Here is a 19,680-nt window from a genome sequence, read left to right as displayed (position 1 = left end):
TTTAATCCTCAAATGACTTAGTTTTTAAATGCCTTATATTTCAAATGAGTTTAAGCCTAAAGTAGTCATATTCTTCAACTGCCTGTATACTTCAGGTGGTGTTAAAACTCAGCAAGATTCAAATTCAAGTGCCAATCCAATATTTAGAGCCCATAGTTTAGAGCCCATAATATTTAGAGCCCATAGTTTAACGGATAGTCTTAACTGACAACGCCAGTCTTTTTTCAATGGCTAGTATCAAGTCCGTGGCAATATCTGTACCACACTGGTCATCTATTTCGCGCACACAGGTCGGACTTGTTACATTAATTTCAGTAATTTTTCCGCCTATCACATCTAAGCCCACAAACAGTAATCCTTTTTGTTTAACGACTGGTGCTACAATATTTGCAACGGCAAACTCTTGCTCTGTTAGGGGCATTGCCACACCTCGTCCACCGGCTGCAAGATTACCCCGTGTTTCACCTTGGCCTGGGATACGAGCTAAGCAAAACGATATTGGATTTCCATCGACAATCAATATTCTCTTGTCGCCCTTGATGATTTCAGGTAAATAGCGCTGTGCCATAATAGGTAAAGTCTCAAGCTCAGTTAACATTTCAAGGGTAGCACCTATATTTGGACTATCGTTGGTTAACCTAAAGATACCCGTTCCACCCATACCATCGAGAGGTTTTACAATCACATCTTTATGTTCATTAATAAACTGACGTATGTGTGATTGCTTACTGGTTACAATAGTTGGGCTCATCAGCTCGCTAAACCAAGTAGCGAATAGTTTTTCGTTACAATCGCGAACCGCTTGAGGGTCATTGACGACTAATACCCCAGCGGCTTTTGCATGATCTAGCAAGTAAAGAGAATACAAAAAACGCATATCAAACGGTGGGTCTTTGCGCATCAAAATAACATCATACTCGGTAATCAGCTGTGTTGTTTTTGCTGCTAATTCATAAAAGTTATCAGGGTCTCGATATACGGTAACAGCCTGAGCATCTACCTTAAGCGTCCCTTTATCTAACCATAAATCATGTATCTGACAATAGCCGATAGTGTGACCACGCTCAGTGGCTGACCACATCATGGCAAGTGTGGTATCTTTTTTGAAGTTAATGGTCTCAATGGGATCCATTACCACTAAAATATTAAGTGATTTAGCACCGTTAGCTTTGCTCATGGGTAACATACTCCATTGTTCAATTTAATAGCAGATAGCAGAATGTCTTAGTTTGACCTCATATGAATGTAATCAATATATATAAAGCCTGTGAGGTCAAAAATAAGATATAAAGGTGACACTACACACCGTACTGCTGACGATAGTGCTTCATTTTTGCTAATTGAGCCGCGTCTGCGTGCTTGGCAACATAATCAATAATATCGTCAATACTAACCAGCGCACGTACAGGCACTTGAAGATTTGTAGCCAACTCATCAATAGCAGAGGTTTCATTTTGCCCTTTTTCTTTGCGGTCGAGAGCTACAATAATACCCGCCACGGTTGCACCAGCTGAGCCTAGAATATCAACGACTTCACGCATTGCCGTACCCGCAGTAATGACATCATCCAATATCCAAACCGCCTTACCACTAACATTTGCCCCCACTAAACTCCCCCCTTCTCCATGGTCTTTGGGTTCTTTACGGTTATAACCCCAGTGTGCATTAATACCATGATTATTCCAAAGTGCTTGAGCCGTCGCCGCAACAAATGGAATGCCTTTATATGCCGCGCCAAAAATGACCAGCTCATCCTGCCCCACCACTTTAACTTGCTCAGCCAATGCATCAGCATAACCGTTTGCCAGTAGTGACAACATCTCGCCTGTCGCAAGCAGCCCAGCATTGAAGAAATAGGGGCTAATGCGACCTGATTTAAGTACGTACTCTCCAAACTTTAAAACTTCATTAGAAAGGGCAAGCTCAATGAAGGCATCTGACGTAAAAGACTGTGGGGTCATACGGGTTCCTATTAGCGAGAATTAATGTAATAAAGGATATTATGGTGTTATTAGGCTATGTGCATCACTGATGCAAAGGGAGATAAATCATTATAAGCCTCTTACTAGGGCACAGTTGAAACTTTGCAAGCATCAATAGCTAAGTCATCATGACCAACCATTAATATAATAATTACTGATATTAGGATAACGGGTAAGTAGTGCACTGCGAGAGGATAAGTTGATATAGATAGATTGACCAGTATTCTGGGTTTTATCATTAGTGGCATGTAATTGGCTATTGCTATTTAATCCCCTACTGGCATTTAATCCATTAGCCATCTCATTTGTTGCCACTAGACTCTTGCTCTCGTTATACTTTATATCAAATCCAAGATATTTAGCTGCCACCACCACATGTCCTACAAACAAACGAATTTGGCGATACTGCGTTTCAAACTGTGGATGGATATTGCATTGACTCAATACATAACTGCGCATGTGCTGGCAGATTTGATGGGCGGTAATGCTTTTATTAATACTTTTACGAGTATGACACTGCTTTAAAATATGCACAGCAACACTGCACGCTAATATGTCTGTACTTAGGCTATCAATACCGTTATCAAACCGCTCAGGATATAAAATAAGCTCCCAACTGGGTGCAAACACATCATTAATCATCTCAGGCATTTGGGGCCAAGACGATGTGCAAGACCTACCATCTTCTCTACTATTAACCTCAGAACGATTATCTTTGAATCCATAACGAGTCAATGCAGGATATGCCATGCAAACGTTATGAATATCTGATAAATCAAGCAAACGCATTTGAGTTAAAGGCGCTAATAAATGATTTCTATGTTTATCATCATTTTCGAACGTATGACAAACCTCTTTATCTCTATATTTATCCGATTCGGCATCAATCTTATTATTTTTACTCGAGGGGGGCGCTATACCACTAACCTCAGCCGTCTTAAAAAACTGTTTTGGTAAATCAATCAACCCACCTACTTGAAGCAACTCGAGATGTGAAGCAAGTTCAGGCGAGGCGATAAGCTCCCACATAGACGCTTGTGAGAAGTCTGGCGTAACCACCTCTAGTTTGCCTAAGCTCTCATCTATGCTTTTTTGCGAAAGGTTTAGCGCATCCATATCTTTAGGCTCTAGATCCAGTAGATGGCGCAGTGCATCTTGTAAACGTGGGGCTGGGGCTGGCATATCTGTCAATGGTCGGTCAGGATTTAATGGGGTTTGATTGGGGTCAAAATTAGGATGCACCACCCCAGCATAATTAGTTTGCAACTGCTGAGTGGTTTGCGCCAAACTGTCTTCTGAACATGGGCGATGAAGGGGATGTGCTTGAGTATTAATATGAACACCTTTTTGCATAGAGATCGCTGGTAAAGTAGCGTACTGATCAATAAAATTTTGGATGGCTTGGTGGGCTTGATTGACGGACACAATCCGATTCTTTCGCCTAATTCTGGGTTTGTTATTTATGGGCTCAATAAGTTTAAAGGTATGAGAGTAGTAAGAGTCATTACTTTTAGAGGGACGCTGGGTAATGTTAGGGTTAGGATCAGACCTTTTACAGACTTTTTTGTTAACAGGGTAATGTGAATCATTCCTTTGAGTATCATCTTGCGAGTTTCCAGTTGATGACATACCTCCCCCTAATGACCCCAAGGTAACAATGTTTGAAGTTTTATAAAATTAATAGGTTATTATACGTATATTTCGCTAACTTATATTGTATAAGCAGAATCTGCTTATGTAGCCAGTTGTCTTGTGGCTTATATTAATGCTTGTCTTGTGGCTTGTATTATAGTTAAGTAGTTTAGCCTATTTTAATTAGCAACAAAAGATCTATAACCACTTAAGAGTCATCTAAGCCATGTTAAACCTTCACTAGTAGGTACTGCTGACATTGTTAAATGAAAGAAGTCATCAAAGATACTTTAAAATCTCTGAATACCCTGACTGCCAATCGGGGTAAGCCAACCAGTTCCTTGGAATATTACTATGCAAGCGCTTACCCATTATTTGAGAGGTCTCACTCATTTCTGGCAACTCCGAGTTTAGCTGCTCAGACAGCCAATACGTCAGCTCATAAGAAGTCACTGGCGCATAATCAGTAGCCAAATAAACTGGTTTTAGAATTGCCTCATCTTTGAGGGTTAAAACTTGAACTATGATATTTATTAAATCACTATCCATAATTCGGTTTGTCCAAGCATACCGAGGTAATGGCTTTTTACCCGTCTCTCTCGCTTTGCGAATGCGCATCAATCGTTCTTTTCCATAAATACCACTAGGACGGATAACCACCGTTTTTTTGCCAAAAGCCTGTTGTAATACCAGTTCTGCTTTTAAAATAAAAGTTGATGCTTCTCGACTAGGGTCATGAGGCTGTACAGTCTCATCAATCCACTCACCACTATCTTGACCATAAACCCCGGTTGAAGATATAAAGACCACACGATCTAAGACAGGGAGCGTATCTGCAAACTCAGCGATGTGCTGTGCAATACCATAATAAACGTTTTTATAATCCTGCATATTATAGGTATCAGGTGTCACTATAATAGCGATATGGGTAAAGTGTTTTATTTGCTCTACAGATAAGCTAAGGGCATCGGCTTGTAAAAAGCTTGCGCACTCCTCTAAGTTATATGCAGCGCGTTCCTTTCGGGCTAAACCTGTTACCTTAAAGCCCAATTTAGCCAATTGATTGGTAACCGGCAACCCTATATCCCCTTGCCCAATAATGAGGTAGTGTGGTTTAGTCATATTCAGCCTTAATGCTCAGTGTATCGGTTATCGTCTTATCTATTATCAGTGTAGCAGTTATCTGCATTTCATGTGAACTGCGCCGCATGATTAGAGGACATCATGTGGATAAATTACTTATAGATTTTGAAGCTGCACTGTGATTATTACCGACTTATTTTAAAGGAAACTTTAACCTACGTGCATATTTAGAGTGTCAATTTGTTAACCATAAACCCCTATGAAATAAATGAGCGATATAATGTCTTTAAAAATAAATACCTACTATAAGTATGGATTTTATTTGCATGTAACTAATGCTCAAAGTTACTGATGCTCAAAGTTACTAATATTTAAAGTTACTAATGTTTAAATTCATCTTATAGCACTGTAGTTCATTTTATAAGTAACATTGGAATTTATAGTTTGCTAACAATAAAACCGTGAAATAACCATACTTTCAAAAGGTTGAAATAATATGACCGACTCATCAGAAAAACTACCATTCAAACCAATACCCGCAGCGCTTTCTATCGCTATCGGTCTCCTTATCTGGTTTGTCATTCCTACTCCCGAAGGGGTAAGTCCTAGCGCATGGCATTTATTAGCGCTCTTTGTCGCAACCATTGTTGCCATTATCGGCAAGGTACTGCCTATTGGAGCAATTGCTATTATCGCTATCTCACTAGTCGCCTTAACCGGTGTTACTGCTGAAACACCAAAAGACGCCATAAAAGATGCCTTATCCAGTTTCTCAAGCCCGCTTATCTGGTTAATTGGTATAGCGGTAATGATATCGCGCGGTTTAATTAAAACGGGCTTGGGCTCCCGTATTGCCTATTACTTTATTTCGCTTTTTGGTAAGAAAACCATAGGTATTGCTTACTCCTTAGCCGCAGCAGAGTTGATGATAGCACCAATAACGCCCTCAAATACCGCACGTGGCGGCGGTATTATCCATCCAATTATGCGCTCCATTGCTAAAAGCTTCCACTCTACACCCGAAGAAGGAACGCAAAATAAAATTGGCCGATATCTAGCAATGGTAAACTTCCATGCCAACCCCATTACCTCTGGTATGTTTATCACTGCCACAGCGCCGAATCCTTTAGTGGTAGATTTAGTTAACAAAGCTACAGGAAGCGACATACAGTTATCTTGGACGACTTGGGCACTCGCGATGTTTGTGCCTGGCATGATATGTATATTAATCATGCCTATAGTGATTTATCTCGTCTATCCACCAGAGGTTAAAGAGACACCTAACGCTAAGCAATATGCAAATGAAAACTTAGCTAAACTAGGTCACGTTACTTTTCATGAAAAAATCATGCTTGGCGTATTTGCCCTGATGTTACTTTTGTGGGCAAATATTCCCGCTATGCTGTTTGGTTCACAGTTTAGCTTAGATGCCACCACTACTGCCTTTATAGGGCTATCACTATTAATTGTGACGGGTGTACTTAGTTGGGAGGATATTTTAAAAGAGAAATCTGCTTGGGATACTATCATTTGGTTTGGTGCCCTAGTCATGATGGCAAACTATCTGAACAAAATGGGGTTAATCACTTGGTTTTCATCGCAAATAGAAACAGCAATAGGTATGACAGGTGTTGGCTGGATAGGTGCCGTGGTCATATTGACGTTAGTTTACTTATACATGCATTATATGTTTGCCAGTACTACAGCGCACATTACTGCCATGTTTGCCGCATTCTATGCTGTTGGTCTAGCGCTAGGCGCTCCGCCAATGCTATATGCATTAATATTGGCCGCTACGGGTAATATCATGATGGGCCTTACCCATTACGCCACAGGTACTGCACCAGTTATTTTTAACTCAGGGTACACCACACTTGGAGAGTGGTGGATCATTGGTGCTATTATGAGTGGGGTAAACCTAGTCATTTGGATTGGTGCTGGCCTTATTTGGTGGAAATTATTAGGATTTTATTAATACCTCTTACCGTCTTATTAATATCCAGGGTTAATTGACGATGAAAGCTACCAACTCAAATTTTATTTAGTTCACAAATAAAGCCAATTGACAAAAGTTTTTATTGACAATTTGTAAATAAAAACTTATAAATGAAACCGTATCATTTCTGTTTGTAACTGTATCTAAACAATAAAAGAGGAATTTATGAAAAAGAGTCTATTGGCTATTGGTTTGTTCGCATTATTGGCACAAGGTTGTGCAACACCACATGTTGTTCAAACTAACAAAGTGAGTGATGCAAACTTAACTTGCCCGCAAATTCTTAATGAGATTGAAGAAGCTGAAAGATTTGAGAAAGAAGCGCGTGCTGAGCGTAAGGTAACTGGTAAGAACGTTGCTGCTGCAGTCCTGTTCTGGCCTGCATTAATTGGCACTTACTCAAATACTGAAGAAGCTATTGATGCGGCTAAAGAACGTCGTGAAAATATGTCGAAGCTTTATAATCAAAAGAACTGTAAATAGTTTTAGGCCAAAATTAGCTCTAAAACGCTACTTACTAAAAAGATGACAAGACTTCTTGTCATCTTTTTTATTTATCTATTTGCTAAGTACTAATGACACGGGCGATAGTCTAAGAACGTTAAAATCGATATAAAGCAAGCGAGTGAAAGCTCTACCATGGTAGGTTAAACCACATTAACACCGGATTAATTTATAAGTTCGTCCACTAAATTATTACAATGCCTTATTATTGCAATGCCTTGAAGAAACAACAGTTTAGGTTTTAAAGTGCCTAGATAACGTACCTCTCGATACAGCCTATAAATTTAAGTCATTAACCATAAAAGGTTCAATACGTGTCATTTACTATAAGACACTTAGAACCTTTATTCATAAGCTAAAGTTAGGATATTTTACAAAAAATGAGTCAATATAAGGCACTATTAAGTTAAAAAATCAGGTTGAATAGTCATTCTATTTAATCCTAATGTTAACGAAGTAGTAGCTTGTTTTAGGCAAAAATAGCCAATTATAGGTTGTAAATATAGGTTCTTAATATAATACTTCATAGAATGAATTAAATAACTGTACTTGATTGATTTTAGTGGTTTTACAAAGGTTGCTCAGGGCTTAGGCTCATTTAATTACGAGGGTAAAAGTGAAGTAAATTATCGTAAAAAACGACTGATTTTGAAGAATGATGGCATATTAGCTAGGAATCAGACACCGTTTGGCGGAAATTTAGCCGTTTTTGACACATAAAATATAAGTTACTGCAAATAAGGACACACGCTAGAGATTGGTTAACGCCTTTCTACGATGATATAAAATAGAACCCCAACAAATGATACCACCAAAAAATAGAGACATAGCAGAGGTTATCAGTATATTCTGAGCCACAAGATTATCGGCGATATTCATATAGCTTGCCATATATTTAATAGTGGCATAGTTTATTATGCCAATAATAACTGTCGATAATAGTATTGCGCCAATGAAAGCACTACTCTTCGAAGAATGTTTAACAAGCAATCTTCCAAACCACCAGTTTATAACAATTATCAACATCCAAATTAACATACTTCTCCTTATATCTATTTTTTCTCATACTTTTTATAAATAATCTAGCTGGGCTAAACTGCTAAAACCAGCTAGATGTCTGCTTTACATTCGCCTTTTCTGCTACTTTCCCTGCTGCCTTAATGTTGAACAGAGGGCAGGTAGTTATTCAAGGGTAAAACAGGATATATTATCGTTAAACACGACTGACTTAGAAGAGAATATTGGAATATTCACTAAAAAACAGACGGTGGTTGGTGTAAATCAAACCATTTTTAACCATAAAATGTAAATCCAACCATTTTTAACTGTAAAAGACGACATGCCCTAAAATTTGATTGGATAAATCAGCAAAATAAACATTCATAGCCCCAAATTTAAAGACACCTAAAACCCTTTGCTCTCTAAAAATACTTCACATAAGAAATCTGCACACTGTTTTTATCTTCAACTCTCTCTTGAAACTGGTAGCGGCCTTGCACTCTGACCGCCTGATTCTTATCAATATCGTACTGCGCACCTAAACTAAATATGGGCTGCCAATAATGACCTACTGAACCACCTGACTCAGTATTATGGATATCACCATGATACCAATAAGGCAGCTGAATCTCGCCAACAAAACGAGATTTGTTACCGAACTGATAACGACATCCAAGGTTTGCACCAGCCCCTACCCGATAGCCGTTATTGAGACCTTTACCAGCTTGGGCAATGCCTGTTGCAAGGGCATAACATAGCTGAGGGGGTAATTGACCCGAGCCTGATTTTGGCACACCAAACGCGAACGACACGCCTTTTTCATAAGCAGCACTGGCCACTAAATGACTGCCGCTGTGCATCTCTGATCCATCTTTTACTTGGGTTGCCTCAAGATTCAATCCCCAAGTCGCTAATGCGGAATTGCCGCTTTGAGCAGTATTAATAGGGTTGAAGGAGCGACCACGTATTAAGGTAACGTTTTCAAGCTCTACTTGGTCATGTTTTGCATGGTATTGAGAGGTATTTTTATCAGAATTTCCATATACTCTTAGCTCAAGTGACACCCCTTCAAGATCAAAGTTTTGAGGATAACCACTAGGACGATCAAGTAAGTCATTAAACCCACCACGGTATGCTAGGCTAACATACCCTACGTCATCCTGTTGCCCAGCACCAATCATGGCCCTTTGAATGGAATGGGCATTGAGTGGGTTGTTATCAACTGGTGTTAGCTCAGTAGATATCAGTTTGCCATTCTTTCCGATTGAGCTTTCAGGTAAATCAGATAAATTTTGATTATTACGTTTGGCTTGCGCTAAGGTATCGTCAGCTGGTGTATATCTTGGATCAGCAATCAAACCCTCATTCTTGAGCAGACGAATAATATCAGAGGGCACCACCGCAAGCGACAACTGATTTACCAGATTGCTATTAGGACGAACAATGTCTATATAACGGAGTATTTCTGACGCACAATTATCTTTGGTAAAGTAATAGGGAATCTCAATATCTTTTGTTTCCCATACATGGCGCATGATTTGTTGTACTTCACTATCAGTTAGCACCAGTGGGTATGTCCATACATCTCGGTTGTCACCTTGCAAATAATAAGCCAGCTTTTCAGGAAAAGGCTCAATCGTAATATCATTAGGATAGCTCCCTACCATAGACTTGGCTGCATATTTAACAAAGCTATCATTGGGGTCGCCTCCAACAGTCGCATTCAGCGCGTGCGCTTTGTCAATATCAGCACGATTGGCAAGGCTAGCGCTGGAATCAATGAGCAAGAGCGTGTGACCGAAAGCCGATAAAGGATTGTCGAGATACTCTTCAGCAAAAATGACAGATAAACGTTTGGGGTCTAATTGTTGTTGCCACGCCTCAAGTTCAGGGCAGTATGATGGCTCTATATTTAAGCCAAGTTGCGTTTTTAGCCAATGTGTTCGGGCAGGAAATTGACACGCTATATTGCGACTTTCCTGATTAGGGTTTTGTTGACTGGCAGTATTTTGATTAAGAGTGTTTTGATTAAGAGTGTTATTAACTTGAACACCTGAGGTATTAGATAGCATAGCCTCAAGCGTTGCAATCAGCTCCGCTTGGGGGTCTGTTCTGCCCTTATCGCTAATAAAGAAATCACGATTCTTGACCTTGCTATCGTATGCAGCTTCACTGGCTCGACCCTTGCGCTGATAATCCTTACGCTGATAATAATGCAGACGTAGCCAAGAGGGATGATTAGCCAGATCTTTTTCAATCGCTGCTGCAATCGCTTTTTTGATCTCTTGCTGATCTTCTTGCTGATCTTCTTGCTGATCCTCTTGGTAGGCCTCTTGTGAAATATGGCGGTGTTCCAAGTTATTAGTTTGACCTGATTTAACGACTACCTGATCAGCTTGTAAGCTGGTTACAACAGGGGCTAAGGCATTAGCATAACCTGTACCCAAACTAGCGCCCATTGTGAGCACAACCAGTTGGCTTATTGTTTTTATGCGATTAAAAGTCATGGCATGGTCTGATTTAGTTAAAACGACAAAGTAAGACATTCTCAACCTTATTTATTAGCTGTGTCAACGTATTCTAAAATGCTCAAATTAAAAGACATACGAGGTTAATGCAGTAACCTTTTCAATTACTTTGATTCTGATCTAATTTATCTACTCATTATCTCTAGTTTGCTATGCTTAGATGATGATAACATGACAATGAACTGGCTTGGTTTTTATAAGCATGAATAATCAATAGGCATTTATAATTAGTAGGCAGTTATAATCAATTCGTGATACTAATATGAAGGTAATATGAAAAATAAAAAACCTATCTATAACTTAATGACAGTGTTAGAGGGGCAGCTTGAACAAGCCGATTGGCTCCCTTCTCCCAACTTTAATAAGCGACCTGAAAATACTGATATCAGCGCTATTGTGATTCATAATATCAGTTTACCTCCTAATGAGTTTGAGCAAGCTGACGCAAGCGGTACTCACTATGTTAAAGCCTTATTTACCAATGAGCTAGATTGGGAGGCACATCCCTATTTTAAAACCATAGAAGGGATGCAAGTGTCGGCACATCTTTTTATAGAGCGGAATGGCAACATTACTCAATTTGTCAAATTTGACGATAGAGCGTGGCATGCTGGACGATCTAGCTATTTAGCCAAGCCTGAGTGCAACGATTATAGTATTGGCATTGAACTTGAAGGATCTGACTTTAAACCATTTACTGACGCCCAATATGAGACGCTAGCTAAGGTGGTGGTAGCAATACATCACGCCTATCCTAAAACTCGACGCCATATTACTGGGCACAGTGATATTGCCCCAGGTCGTAAAACCGATCCAGGAGCATTTTTTGCTTGGGCAAGATTTCGCAAAATGGTCAGTGAGTTAATGGCTGTATAGTATGCAGACCTAATGAACCATTTTAGTGGCTAAGAATTCTCCTACATTGCAAGATAACAGGTAGATCCACCATTACACTATTAATGGCGAAAACACTCTCTCCCGTTTTTTGATAATGTGCAACCACTTTCTCAGCAAATCTTAGCTGTTCATCATTGATGCTAAATGATTGATTAACCGTACTCACTTGGCTAGGATGAATACATAACATGCCAGCAAAGCCTAAATCACTAGCGTATTGGGCTAAAGCGCTTAATCCCGCTGTGTCATTAAAATCTGCATAGATACTTTCTATCGGAGCTAGTAAGCCGTTTGCCTTACTTAATACGACTACTTGCACTCTTAATTGCTTAAAAAAGTCTTGCTCTGCAACAGACCCCGCTCTCAAGTTCAAATCATTACAAATATCTAGGCGCCCAAAACTAATTGCACGTAAACCTTCAGCTTTAGCTATATCTACTAAGTTACTCACACCAAGAGCAGTTTCTATTTGTATCACAACAGGGGCTTCTACAATGCCATAGACTTGAGTAATAACATCAGCAGTAGCCACTTTTGGTAACAGCACGCCAGCTAATTTATCAATGTTTGGTAACTGACCACACATGACTAAATCATCTTCTAAATACTCATCATTATTAAGACGAATCCAGATTTGCGGTAACGTAGAAGATGTGGTTTGATTTTTAGCAATGTGCTGGGTTAACTCAATACCATCTAGCTCATTAGCAAAAAACTCTACAATATTTGCACGGGCCTCTTCTTTTTCTGTAGGGTCTACGGCATCTTCAAGGTCAATAATAACGGCATCTGCCTCTGTTGCTAAGGCTTTGCCAAAGCGATCTGGGCGACTGGCCGGCACAAACAACCAACTGCGTGGTGCCAGTACCGAAACCCTGCTTAGACCTTGATGTTGTTTTTGATTCTGCTGGTTTGGTTTTTTTAAAACTGTCATAGCGCTACCTTATAAGAGTTATCTAATAAACTATGCTCTTATTATATTAGAGCATTTAACCCTTTATTGAATATTTTGTAGGTTTTGTGGGCGATACGTAGCTACAATTCCTATTATAGACGCATTTATTTTTTATCGGCTAACTCATCCCCTTTTATCGTCAGACTTTTATCAGTCGCCTTTCTATCATTTACATTGACATCCCATCTACTTCCTATCAATCATTCATATAGATAGTGTTATAATTTACGACTTCAAAACCCATAATAAATAATGATAACTGATGGCTACTCACTAACATGGCAAAAAGTAAACTGTTTCGTTCAACAATGATAGTCAGTTCAATGACCATGGTCTCACGTATATTAGGGCTTGTACGAGATATGGTTCTCATGGGGGTATTTGGCGCTAGTGGGTTAATGGATGCTTTTTTAGTGGCATTCAAAATACCTAACTTTTTGCGCCGTCTTTTTGCTGAAGGTGCCTTTAGTCAAGCCTTTGTTCCTGTATTATCTGAATACAAAGAACGCTTTACTCTAAAAGAAGTGCAGATTCTCATTAGCCGCACCTCGGGTGCATTATTGATGATTTTATCCCTATTAACCGTAGTAGTTATCCTCGCTGCGCCTTGGGTCATAGCGCTCTTTGCACCAGGCTTTGCCGATGAACCTGAAAAATTTGCCACGGCAAGTGAATTATTGCGCTTGACCTTCCCCTATTTGCTATTTATTTCGATGACTGCCTTTGCTGGTAGCATCTTGCAAAGTTATGGACGTTTTGCCGCCCCTGCAATAGCTCCTGTCCTACTCAACTTATGTATGATTAGTGGCGCGCTCTTTTTTGCGCCTATGTTTGATAAACCCATTATGGCGCTTGGTTATGCCGTTGCCATCGCAGGTCTGCTGCAATTTTTTATACAATTGCCACAGCTCTATCTGCAAAAGCTTCTTGTTGCCCCTAAAATCAACTTCCAACACGAAGGGGTGCGTCAAATATTAAAGCTGATGCTACCCGCAATTTTTGGCGTGTCAGTAACCCAAATTAATTTACTGCTCAATACCATATTGGCCTCTTTAATGATAAGCGGTTCCGTCTCTTGGTTATATGCCGCAGAACGTTTGAGCGAACTTCCCCTTGGTTTGATTGGCGTTGCCATTGGTACCGTTATACTACCCAGCTTATCTGCCTCAGAAGCCAAAAAAGATGACATTACCTTTCGTAAAACGTTAGATTGGGCGGCAAAACTCATTATAGTCGTTGGCTTGCCAGCAGCATGTGCCCTGTTTGTACTGTCTGACGTGCTGATGCAGTCGTTATTTATGCGAGGAGAATTTGTGCTGCGTGATGCCAACATGAGCGGCTTAGCACTACGCAGTATGTCTGGCGGAATTCTGGGCTTTATGTTAATCAAGATATTTGCCCCCGCATTTTTTGCCCGTCAAGACACAAAAACACCCGTTCAAATTGGTATCATTGCCGTTATTGCCAACATGGTTTTCAGTGTTATATTTGTTGGCATTTTTTACTATTTCGAATTGCCCCTGCATGGGGGGTTAGCATTAGCCACAACGGGAGCCTCATTTGTCAACGCCGGCCTGCTGTACTATTTACTGCATAAACGCGACTTATACCGCTTTGGTAGCCATTGGAAAAAACTGTCGATTCAATTTGCCCTCTCTAGCGTGGCGATGGTTGGGGCATTGTATGCTGTTCTCCCATATTTCCCCACAAATGGAGCACAGTGGGAACGCATTGTGGGACTACTGATTATCTGTGCCATCGGAGCCGCCGTCTATGCCGTTGTCCTATTAGCAACAGGCTTCCGCCCCCATCAGCTAAAACATGGATAAAACTTTGAAGCGGGTAGAATAGGCTAAGCCCATTTTAGGCAGCCAATCGTGATATTGATTTGTAACTATCCCCTAAAATAACACAGCTCAAACGTAGAATTTCTTATAAAATACCCATAAGGAGTTTTGATATGAGCAAACGAATGACTGAGACCCAAATCGTATCGATATTAAAAGAAGCAGAAGCTGGAATACCTGCTAAAGAGCTGTGCCGTAAATACGGGATTGCTAGCTCGACTTTCTATAAATGGCGTTCCAAGTACGGTGGTATGGAAGCCTCTGATGTTAAGCGATTAAAAGAGCTTGAAGAAGAAAACCGTAGGCTTAAACAGATGTTTGCTGATTTAAGCCTCAAAGCGCAGATGCAGGAAGAGATCATAAAAAAGCTATAGCGCCTGCCCACGAGCGCAAAGTCTGGGCGCAAGAGTTACAGGCGCAGTATGGTGTCAGTATTGCATTGAGTTGTCAGGTCGTCTGCATCAGTCGAACTGCTTACTACTATAAGCCTAAACTATCTGATGATAGTGAGATTATTGAGGTTTTAAATGAGCTAACAGATAAGCACAATCGTTGGGGTTTCCCAAAGTGTTTTAAGCGTATACGCAAGCTTGGCTATTCATGGAATCATAAGCGCGTACATCGTGTTTATACAGCGTTAAACTTAAACCTACGTCGTAAGTCTAAAAGACGTCTACCAATACGCAATCCTCAGCCGTTAAGTGTACCAAATGCATTGGGACATACTTGGTCAATGGATTTCATGAGCGACAGACTACACAACAATATTCGCTTTCGAACCTTTAATGTGATTGATGATTATAACCGCGAAGTACTCGGCATTGATATTGGTACCAGTATTCCCTCACTCCGAGTGATTCGCTACCTTGATCAGTTAGCCGAGTGGCATGGCTATCCTAAGCAAATTCGTGTGGATAACGGCAGTGAGTTTACCTCTAAAGTGTTTACTGACTGGGCATCGGCTCATGGTATTTATATTGACTATATCGAACCTGGATGTCCTTATCAGAATGCTTTTATTGAACGGTTTAATCGCAGTTACCGCAATGAGGTTTTAGATTGTTACTTATTTAATAACTTAAATGAGGTCAGTCAACTGACTGAAGATTGGATCAAGGTTTATAACACCCAAAGACCTCATGATTCACTTAATGATATGACACCTGCTGAGTATAGACAGGTTGCTTAATTATTCTACGATGTTGTTGTGTTAAGAATGGGGTATTTCCACTACCAGCATGTCATAAAGGTTTTTGATTTTGGCGTGGCGGTAAACGCATAATAGCTTAAGTTATCACTGCCGCGGCGGGCGCTAAAGGTCGCATCAAGCATATCTTCGGCGGAGAGTTCTCTATCGATTTGTGATTGTAATTCACTACCAGTGTCGCTATTAGCCGTCGGGCTAGCTATCAGCACTTCTTTTAGCTGATGTGAGGTCGTACCCGATTGTGATGAGTGCGCTTCATTGGCAATGATGGCGTAGCGTCTTTCTTTTAGTACGCTAGAGTCTTCAATCACTTTAAGCACATGCGGAAAGGTTTGAATAGTCACGATAATAATCGGCTGAGAGTTTAGCAATGCCTCTGCCAGTTGTTCAGACTTAGATCCCTCGCCCTCTTTACAGTTAATACGCCCCACTACCCCATGCGCATGTTCAAACTGATAAATGGTGTCATGCAATTGATCATCCAGCACTGTTCTGTCCGTCGCCACAATCACTGAGTCAAACAGTTTCGTGCCTGCCTCGTTATAAAGCGTTGACAATTGGTGCGCTGTCCACGCAATCGAGTTAGATTTACCCGAGCCTGCACTGTGCTGAATCAGGTAACGGTTTTGAACCTTTTTATTTAAGTTAGGATTCTCTTGTTTGGCTTGTCTGACTTTGTCCTGCTTAACTGCATCTTTAATCAACTTAGTCACTACATACCACTGATGATAACGTGGGAAAATCATGGTTTCTTTTTTGGTTTTGCGACCTAGCCCATCCTCAACCTCTTTTATACTGTAGGTGCATAAAGCGGATCAAATTGTTGCAGAATCATAGCAATAATATCCTTGTTATGGCTTTTTTGAATAAATTTTTTAGACAAATACTTATACTTAGAAAAAATCAGACCAATGTTGTCAGTTGGTCTGATTACTTTTACCTATTTTCTACGACAAAACGGCTGATTAAGGCTGTAGGCGAGGTCTATTTACCACTTGGTTATCCACGCCATCGACTAACGGGCTTAAATGGATATCAAACACCATTTCGGCAAACGGGACTCCCATATCAAAGGCTTCTAAATCCTCAGGGCTATTATGTTCAATCGCTTCTACGACCAAGCCTTCACGGGTGGCATACGCAAAGTCATCATAGGTGTAAGGGTCACCGGCGACGTTGATTTGGGTGGTGAGTTTGCGATGGTCAGGAGCGGTAACAAAGTAGTGAATATGGGCAGGGCGGTTACCATGACGACCGAGTTGGTTTAATAACTGTTGGGTAGGACCTTCAGGGGGACAGCCGTAACCTGCTGGGACGATGGTACGGACTTTATATTGACCTTTAGCATCGGTTATCACAGTACGACGCATATTGAAGGGTTGTTGTTCACCCGTTGGGTCGAAGTGCGAATAAAAGCCTTTGGTATTGGCGTGCCAGATTTCGACTTTGGCATTGGGAACAGGTTTGTTTTCTGCACTGTATACCGTACCATGTAAGATAAGTGGTGTGCCATTGACATCACTACCATCATCCATGCGGGCATAGCCGACTGATTCAGGAGCACCTGCAACATATAGAGGTCCCTCGATGGTACGTGGTGTTGGGTTATCAATCCCCAATGCTGCATCTTGGGCATCCATACGCATATCTAAGAAATGGTCAAAGCCCAAGCCAGGTGAAAGGAGTCCCGCTTCATTGCTTTGTCCCAGCGTATTAATATATGCAATGGCTTGCCAGTATTCATCAGGGGTGATGTCTAAATCATCAATAGTTTTGAATAAGTCAGAGACAATGCGATGTAAAATTTGCTTAACACGCGGGTTACCACCGTCTTGCTCTAGACCACTCACTAAGGCTAGAAAATTTTGTACATCCTTGCTATCAAATATTTTTACGTTTTTCGCTGTCATGGTTATCTCCCTATGATCGACAGATTAGTGTATATGCCAGTATAAACAAGCTATATACAATTCATAGAAACTGCTTGGTTATATTCCTTTCATCCTAATATCATACTTTAAAAGTAATTTAAGCCATATTTTGGCGTTTGGCTAACACATTATAAGCATCTAACTATATCTTAAAGGTATATTTATATTAAATCTTTTTGAACCAAAATAAAGTTCGCCTAAATTTCTTGCCCCTTGGAATAGATAAATCTGACGCTTATTACCTTGTTCAAGTAAGTCTAAAATCATTGGTTCGGGGCTAAACAAGCCAGAGCCACCGGCGATAAAAATTACGTCTTTGTCATCGGATTTATGTACATGTAATTTTACAGTACCGGCTATTGATAGTGGGTTAGCGATTGAAAACGCTCGTGAGCCTTCGAAATCCTGCACTTGCAGATTGATATACTGCCCTGCCTGAAACGGTAACGGATGGTAAAGGGCAAAGCTAATGCCTTTAGTAGCCACCAATGGCTCGCTTGAAACGGCAGTAAAAATGGGGAAATTTGGTCAAGTTTTGTATTATCGGCTTAATACCTTTCCCTTTGCCCTTCCGCCACTGCGTGAACGAAAAGAAGATATTTTACTGTTGGCAGAGTATTTTCTAAAAAAAGTTCGTACTATATATAACAAATCTATTTTGGGCTTTACTGACCAAGCCCAACGCGTGATGCCAAAACACGCTTATATTAGCAATATGCGAGAACGATAAAACGTGGTTGAACGAGGTTTGATTTTGACACTAACCGAAGGTTATATTTAGGCGGGTAGCCTATTACCTGAGCAATTATTTGAACCAACTATCGAGATGGCTTCAAAACTGCTAGCATCTAGTGGTTTACAGCGATTAACTACCCTCAATCAAGTCAATAAGGGTAGCGCTGCTACTCCTATTTTGGGTATCGATAGTTTATTAACAGAAGGTTTTGATTTAGAGGTATTTAATTAACAAGTCATTAAAATCGTATTGTTAAAAAGCAATGATAATATAAGTAGAACCACCAGACTGTTCAATATTAGTCGAGCAAAACTGGATTATCGGCTGAAGAATTTATAATTATACTAACAATTAGATTACCTTTGTTTCTGTATAAATAGCCTTAATGGTATCTAGTAATGACGCAATATATGGACTATCCTCAAGATGTCGCACCGCAATAAAAATCGGACTGGTGGCTTCTTCATCTAACAGCGGTACATACACCAGATTGTAAAGTTGTACACTTACCAAATTAAGTGGAACAATTGTGATACCTTCCCCTGATGCTGCCAACCCTATTGCCAATTTGACCTCCCTCACTTCCTGATAATGGGTCGGTGATAAGCCATGTTCCGAGAACAACGCCAACACATGCGAAGCAAAACTTGGCTTGGCGGTATTGGGGTACAAGAGTATAGACTCATCAGCAATGTCGGATAAATACACACCGGTTTCATGCATAGCGGCTAAAGGATGATGAGCGTGCACAGCCACCATTAAACGTTCTTGGCGTAGCAAAGTACGCTGTACCATCGAATCACTGATTTTAAGCCGACCAAAACCGACATCAATTTTGCCTTGTTTTAACGCCTCAACCTGCTGTTGCGTGCCAAGCTCTAGCAACTCGATTTTTAGTTCAGGGTGTAACTGGCGAAGCTGATAAATGATTCTTGACAAGAGCCCAAATAATAGTGACCCAACAAAGCCAACACGCAATACCTGCTGCGACGTCGTTAAACGTTGAGTCATGGACACCATTTGCTCAAGATTGGTCAACAGTTTTTTGGCATACTGATAAAAAAATTGCCCCGCTTCGGTCGTCTTGACAGGGCGTGAGCCTCGCTCAAGTAACACAATGCCCAATTCTTCTTCAAGGTCTTGAATTTGTCGGCTTAAGGGCGGCTGAGTGATAAATAATTTATTAGCCGCTTTGGTAAAGCTTTGCTCTTCAACTACCGCAACAAAATAACGTAAATGGCGAATTTCCATATAAACTTCCTTATCGCAAAGCGACCCTAATATTATCCAAAATATTATATCTAAAAGGTATTTTACTATAGTTATAATGTCTTGGTAATCTCGATTATATTCTAATAAAGTATAAATCAAAGGAAAGAACTG

General features: G+C 40.4%; 14 protein-coding genes and 2 pseudogenes. 6 read left to right on the top strand and 10 right to left on the bottom strand.

The features are described from left to right. Nucleotides 1-187: 187 nt before the first annotated feature. The 4 genes from gshB to AC2SLL_RS08770 all read right to left on the bottom strand — a co-directional run bounded on the left by gshB (nt 188) and on the right by AC2SLL_RS08770 (nt 4,736). The gene (gene gshB, locus AC2SLL_RS08785) at nt 188-1,177 is read right to left on the bottom strand and encodes a glutathione synthase (RefSeq protein WP_486531315.1); all 990 of its coding nucleotides are present in this window, start codon (nt 1,175-1,177) and stop codon (nt 188-190) included. 121 nt (nt 1,178-1,298) lie between these two features. Next, nucleotides 1,299-1,961, bottom strand: a complete 663-nt coding sequence (gene pyrE / locus AC2SLL_RS08780) for an orotate phosphoribosyltransferase (protein WP_486531314.1) — start codon at nt 1,959-1,961, stop codon at nt 1,299-1,301. Between the two features lie 147 nt (nt 1,962-2,108). Continuing rightward, entirely contained in the window at nt 2,109-3,611 is a 1,503-nt protein-coding gene (locus AC2SLL_RS08775) for a hypothetical protein (protein ID WP_486531313.1), read from the bottom strand. 282 nt (nt 3,612-3,893) lie between these two features. Further along, the gene (locus tag AC2SLL_RS08770; RefSeq protein ID WP_486531312.1) at nt 3,894-4,736 is read right to left on the bottom strand and encodes an NAD-dependent epimerase/dehydratase family protein; all 843 of its coding nucleotides are present in this window, start codon (nt 4,734-4,736) and stop codon (nt 3,894-3,896) included. Between the two features lie 457 nt (nt 4,737-5,193). Here AC2SLL_RS08770 and AC2SLL_RS08765 point away from each other — a divergent pair, with 457 nt between their 5' ends. Together AC2SLL_RS08765 and AC2SLL_RS08760 are read left to right on the top strand one after the other, a co-directional pair. Beyond that, nucleotides 5,194-6,672 (top strand): DASS family sodium-coupled anion symporter, encoded by a 1,479-nt coding sequence (locus AC2SLL_RS08765; protein WP_486531311.1) that lies wholly within the window; start codon nt 5,194-5,196, stop codon nt 6,670-6,672. 186 nt (nt 6,673-6,858) lie between these two features. Continuing rightward, nucleotides 6,859-7,176, top strand: a complete 318-nt coding sequence (locus AC2SLL_RS08760; RefSeq protein WP_486531310.1) for a hypothetical protein — start codon at nt 6,859-6,861, stop codon at nt 7,174-7,176. Between the two features lie 1,442 nt (nt 7,177-8,618). Here the strand turns inward: AC2SLL_RS08760 and AC2SLL_RS08755 are convergent. Further along, a complete protein-coding gene (locus tag AC2SLL_RS08755; RefSeq protein ID WP_486531309.1) occupies nt 8,619-10,742 on the bottom strand; it encodes an Lnb N-terminal periplasmic domain-containing protein in 2,124 nt (707 codons plus the stop codon). A gap of 255 nt (nt 10,743-10,997) precedes the next feature. Here AC2SLL_RS08755 and ampD point away from each other — a divergent pair, with 255 nt between their 5' ends. Further along, on the top strand, nt 10,998-11,600 hold the full coding sequence (ampD, locus tag AC2SLL_RS08750; RefSeq protein WP_486531308.1) for a 1,6-anhydro-N-acetylmuramyl-L-alanine amidase AmpD: 603 nt from the start codon (nt 10,998-11,000) through the stop codon (nt 11,598-11,600). Nucleotides 11,601-11,622: 22 nt separating this feature from the next. Here the strand turns inward: ampD and AC2SLL_RS08745 are convergent, their stop codons facing one another. Then, complete coding sequence (locus AC2SLL_RS08745) at nt 11,623-12,555, bottom strand: HpcH/HpaI aldolase/citrate lyase family protein (protein WP_486531307.1); 933 nt, start codon at nt 12,553-12,555, stop codon at nt 11,623-11,625. A 299-nt stretch (nt 12,556-12,854) separates the two neighbouring features. Between AC2SLL_RS08745 and murJ the strand changes: the two genes are divergently transcribed. Further along, the gene (gene murJ, locus AC2SLL_RS08740; protein ID WP_486531306.1) at nt 12,855-14,405 is read left to right on the top strand and encodes a murein biosynthesis integral membrane protein MurJ; all 1,551 of its coding nucleotides are present in this window, start codon (nt 12,855-12,857) and stop codon (nt 14,403-14,405) included. 131 nt (nt 14,406-14,536) lie between these two features. Further along, nucleotides 14,537-15,612, top strand: a protein-coding gene (locus AC2SLL_RS08735) for an IS3 family transposase (RefSeq protein WP_486531305.1) whose coding sequence is annotated in 2 segments (ribosomal slippage) — nt 14,537-14,755 and nt 14,758-15,612 — 1,074 coding nt in all. Because the reading frame shifts where the segments join, the coding sequence is not laid out codon by codon here. 59 nt (nt 15,613-15,671) lie between these two features. Here AC2SLL_RS08735 and AC2SLL_RS08730 read toward each other — a convergent pair. From AC2SLL_RS08730 to AC2SLL_RS08720, 3 genes and pseudogenes are all read right to left on the bottom strand, one after another. After that, nucleotides 15,672-16,455 (bottom strand): annotated as a pseudogene (locus tag AC2SLL_RS08730) (DEAD/DEAH box helicase family protein); the annotation flags it as partial. 140 nt (nt 16,456-16,595) lie between these two features. After that, the gene (catA, locus tag AC2SLL_RS08725) at nt 16,596-17,540 is read right to left on the bottom strand and encodes a catechol 1,2-dioxygenase (RefSeq protein ID WP_486531304.1); all 945 of its coding nucleotides are present in this window, start codon (nt 17,538-17,540) and stop codon (nt 16,596-16,598) included. A 207-nt stretch (nt 17,541-17,747) separates the two neighbouring features. Next, nucleotides 17,748-18,038: pseudogene (locus tag AC2SLL_RS08720) on the bottom strand (ferredoxin reductase domain-containing protein); the annotation flags it as partial. Here AC2SLL_RS08720 and AC2SLL_RS08715 point away from each other — a divergent pair. Further along, nucleotides 18,031-18,291 (top strand): AAA-type ATPase lid domain-containing protein, encoded by a 261-nt coding sequence (locus AC2SLL_RS08715; protein WP_486531303.1) that lies wholly within the window; start codon nt 18,031-18,033, stop codon nt 18,289-18,291. The pseudogene AC2SLL_RS08720 and the gene AC2SLL_RS08715 overlap by 8 nt on opposite strands. A gap of 357 nt (nt 18,292-18,648) precedes the next feature. Here the strand turns inward: AC2SLL_RS08715 and AC2SLL_RS08710 are convergent, their stop codons facing one another. Continuing rightward, nucleotides 18,649-19,548: a LysR substrate-binding domain-containing protein gene (locus tag AC2SLL_RS08710; RefSeq protein WP_486531302.1), complete on the bottom strand. Its 900-nt coding sequence runs from the start codon at nt 19,546-19,548 to the stop codon at nt 18,649-18,651. Between the last annotated feature and the right edge of the window lie 132 nt (nt 19,549-19,680).

This window comes from Psychrobacter sp. CX97 (genome assembly GCF_057396285.1).
Note: the sequence above shows the minus strand (reverse complement) of the source record. Positions and strands in the feature narration are given on the sequence as shown.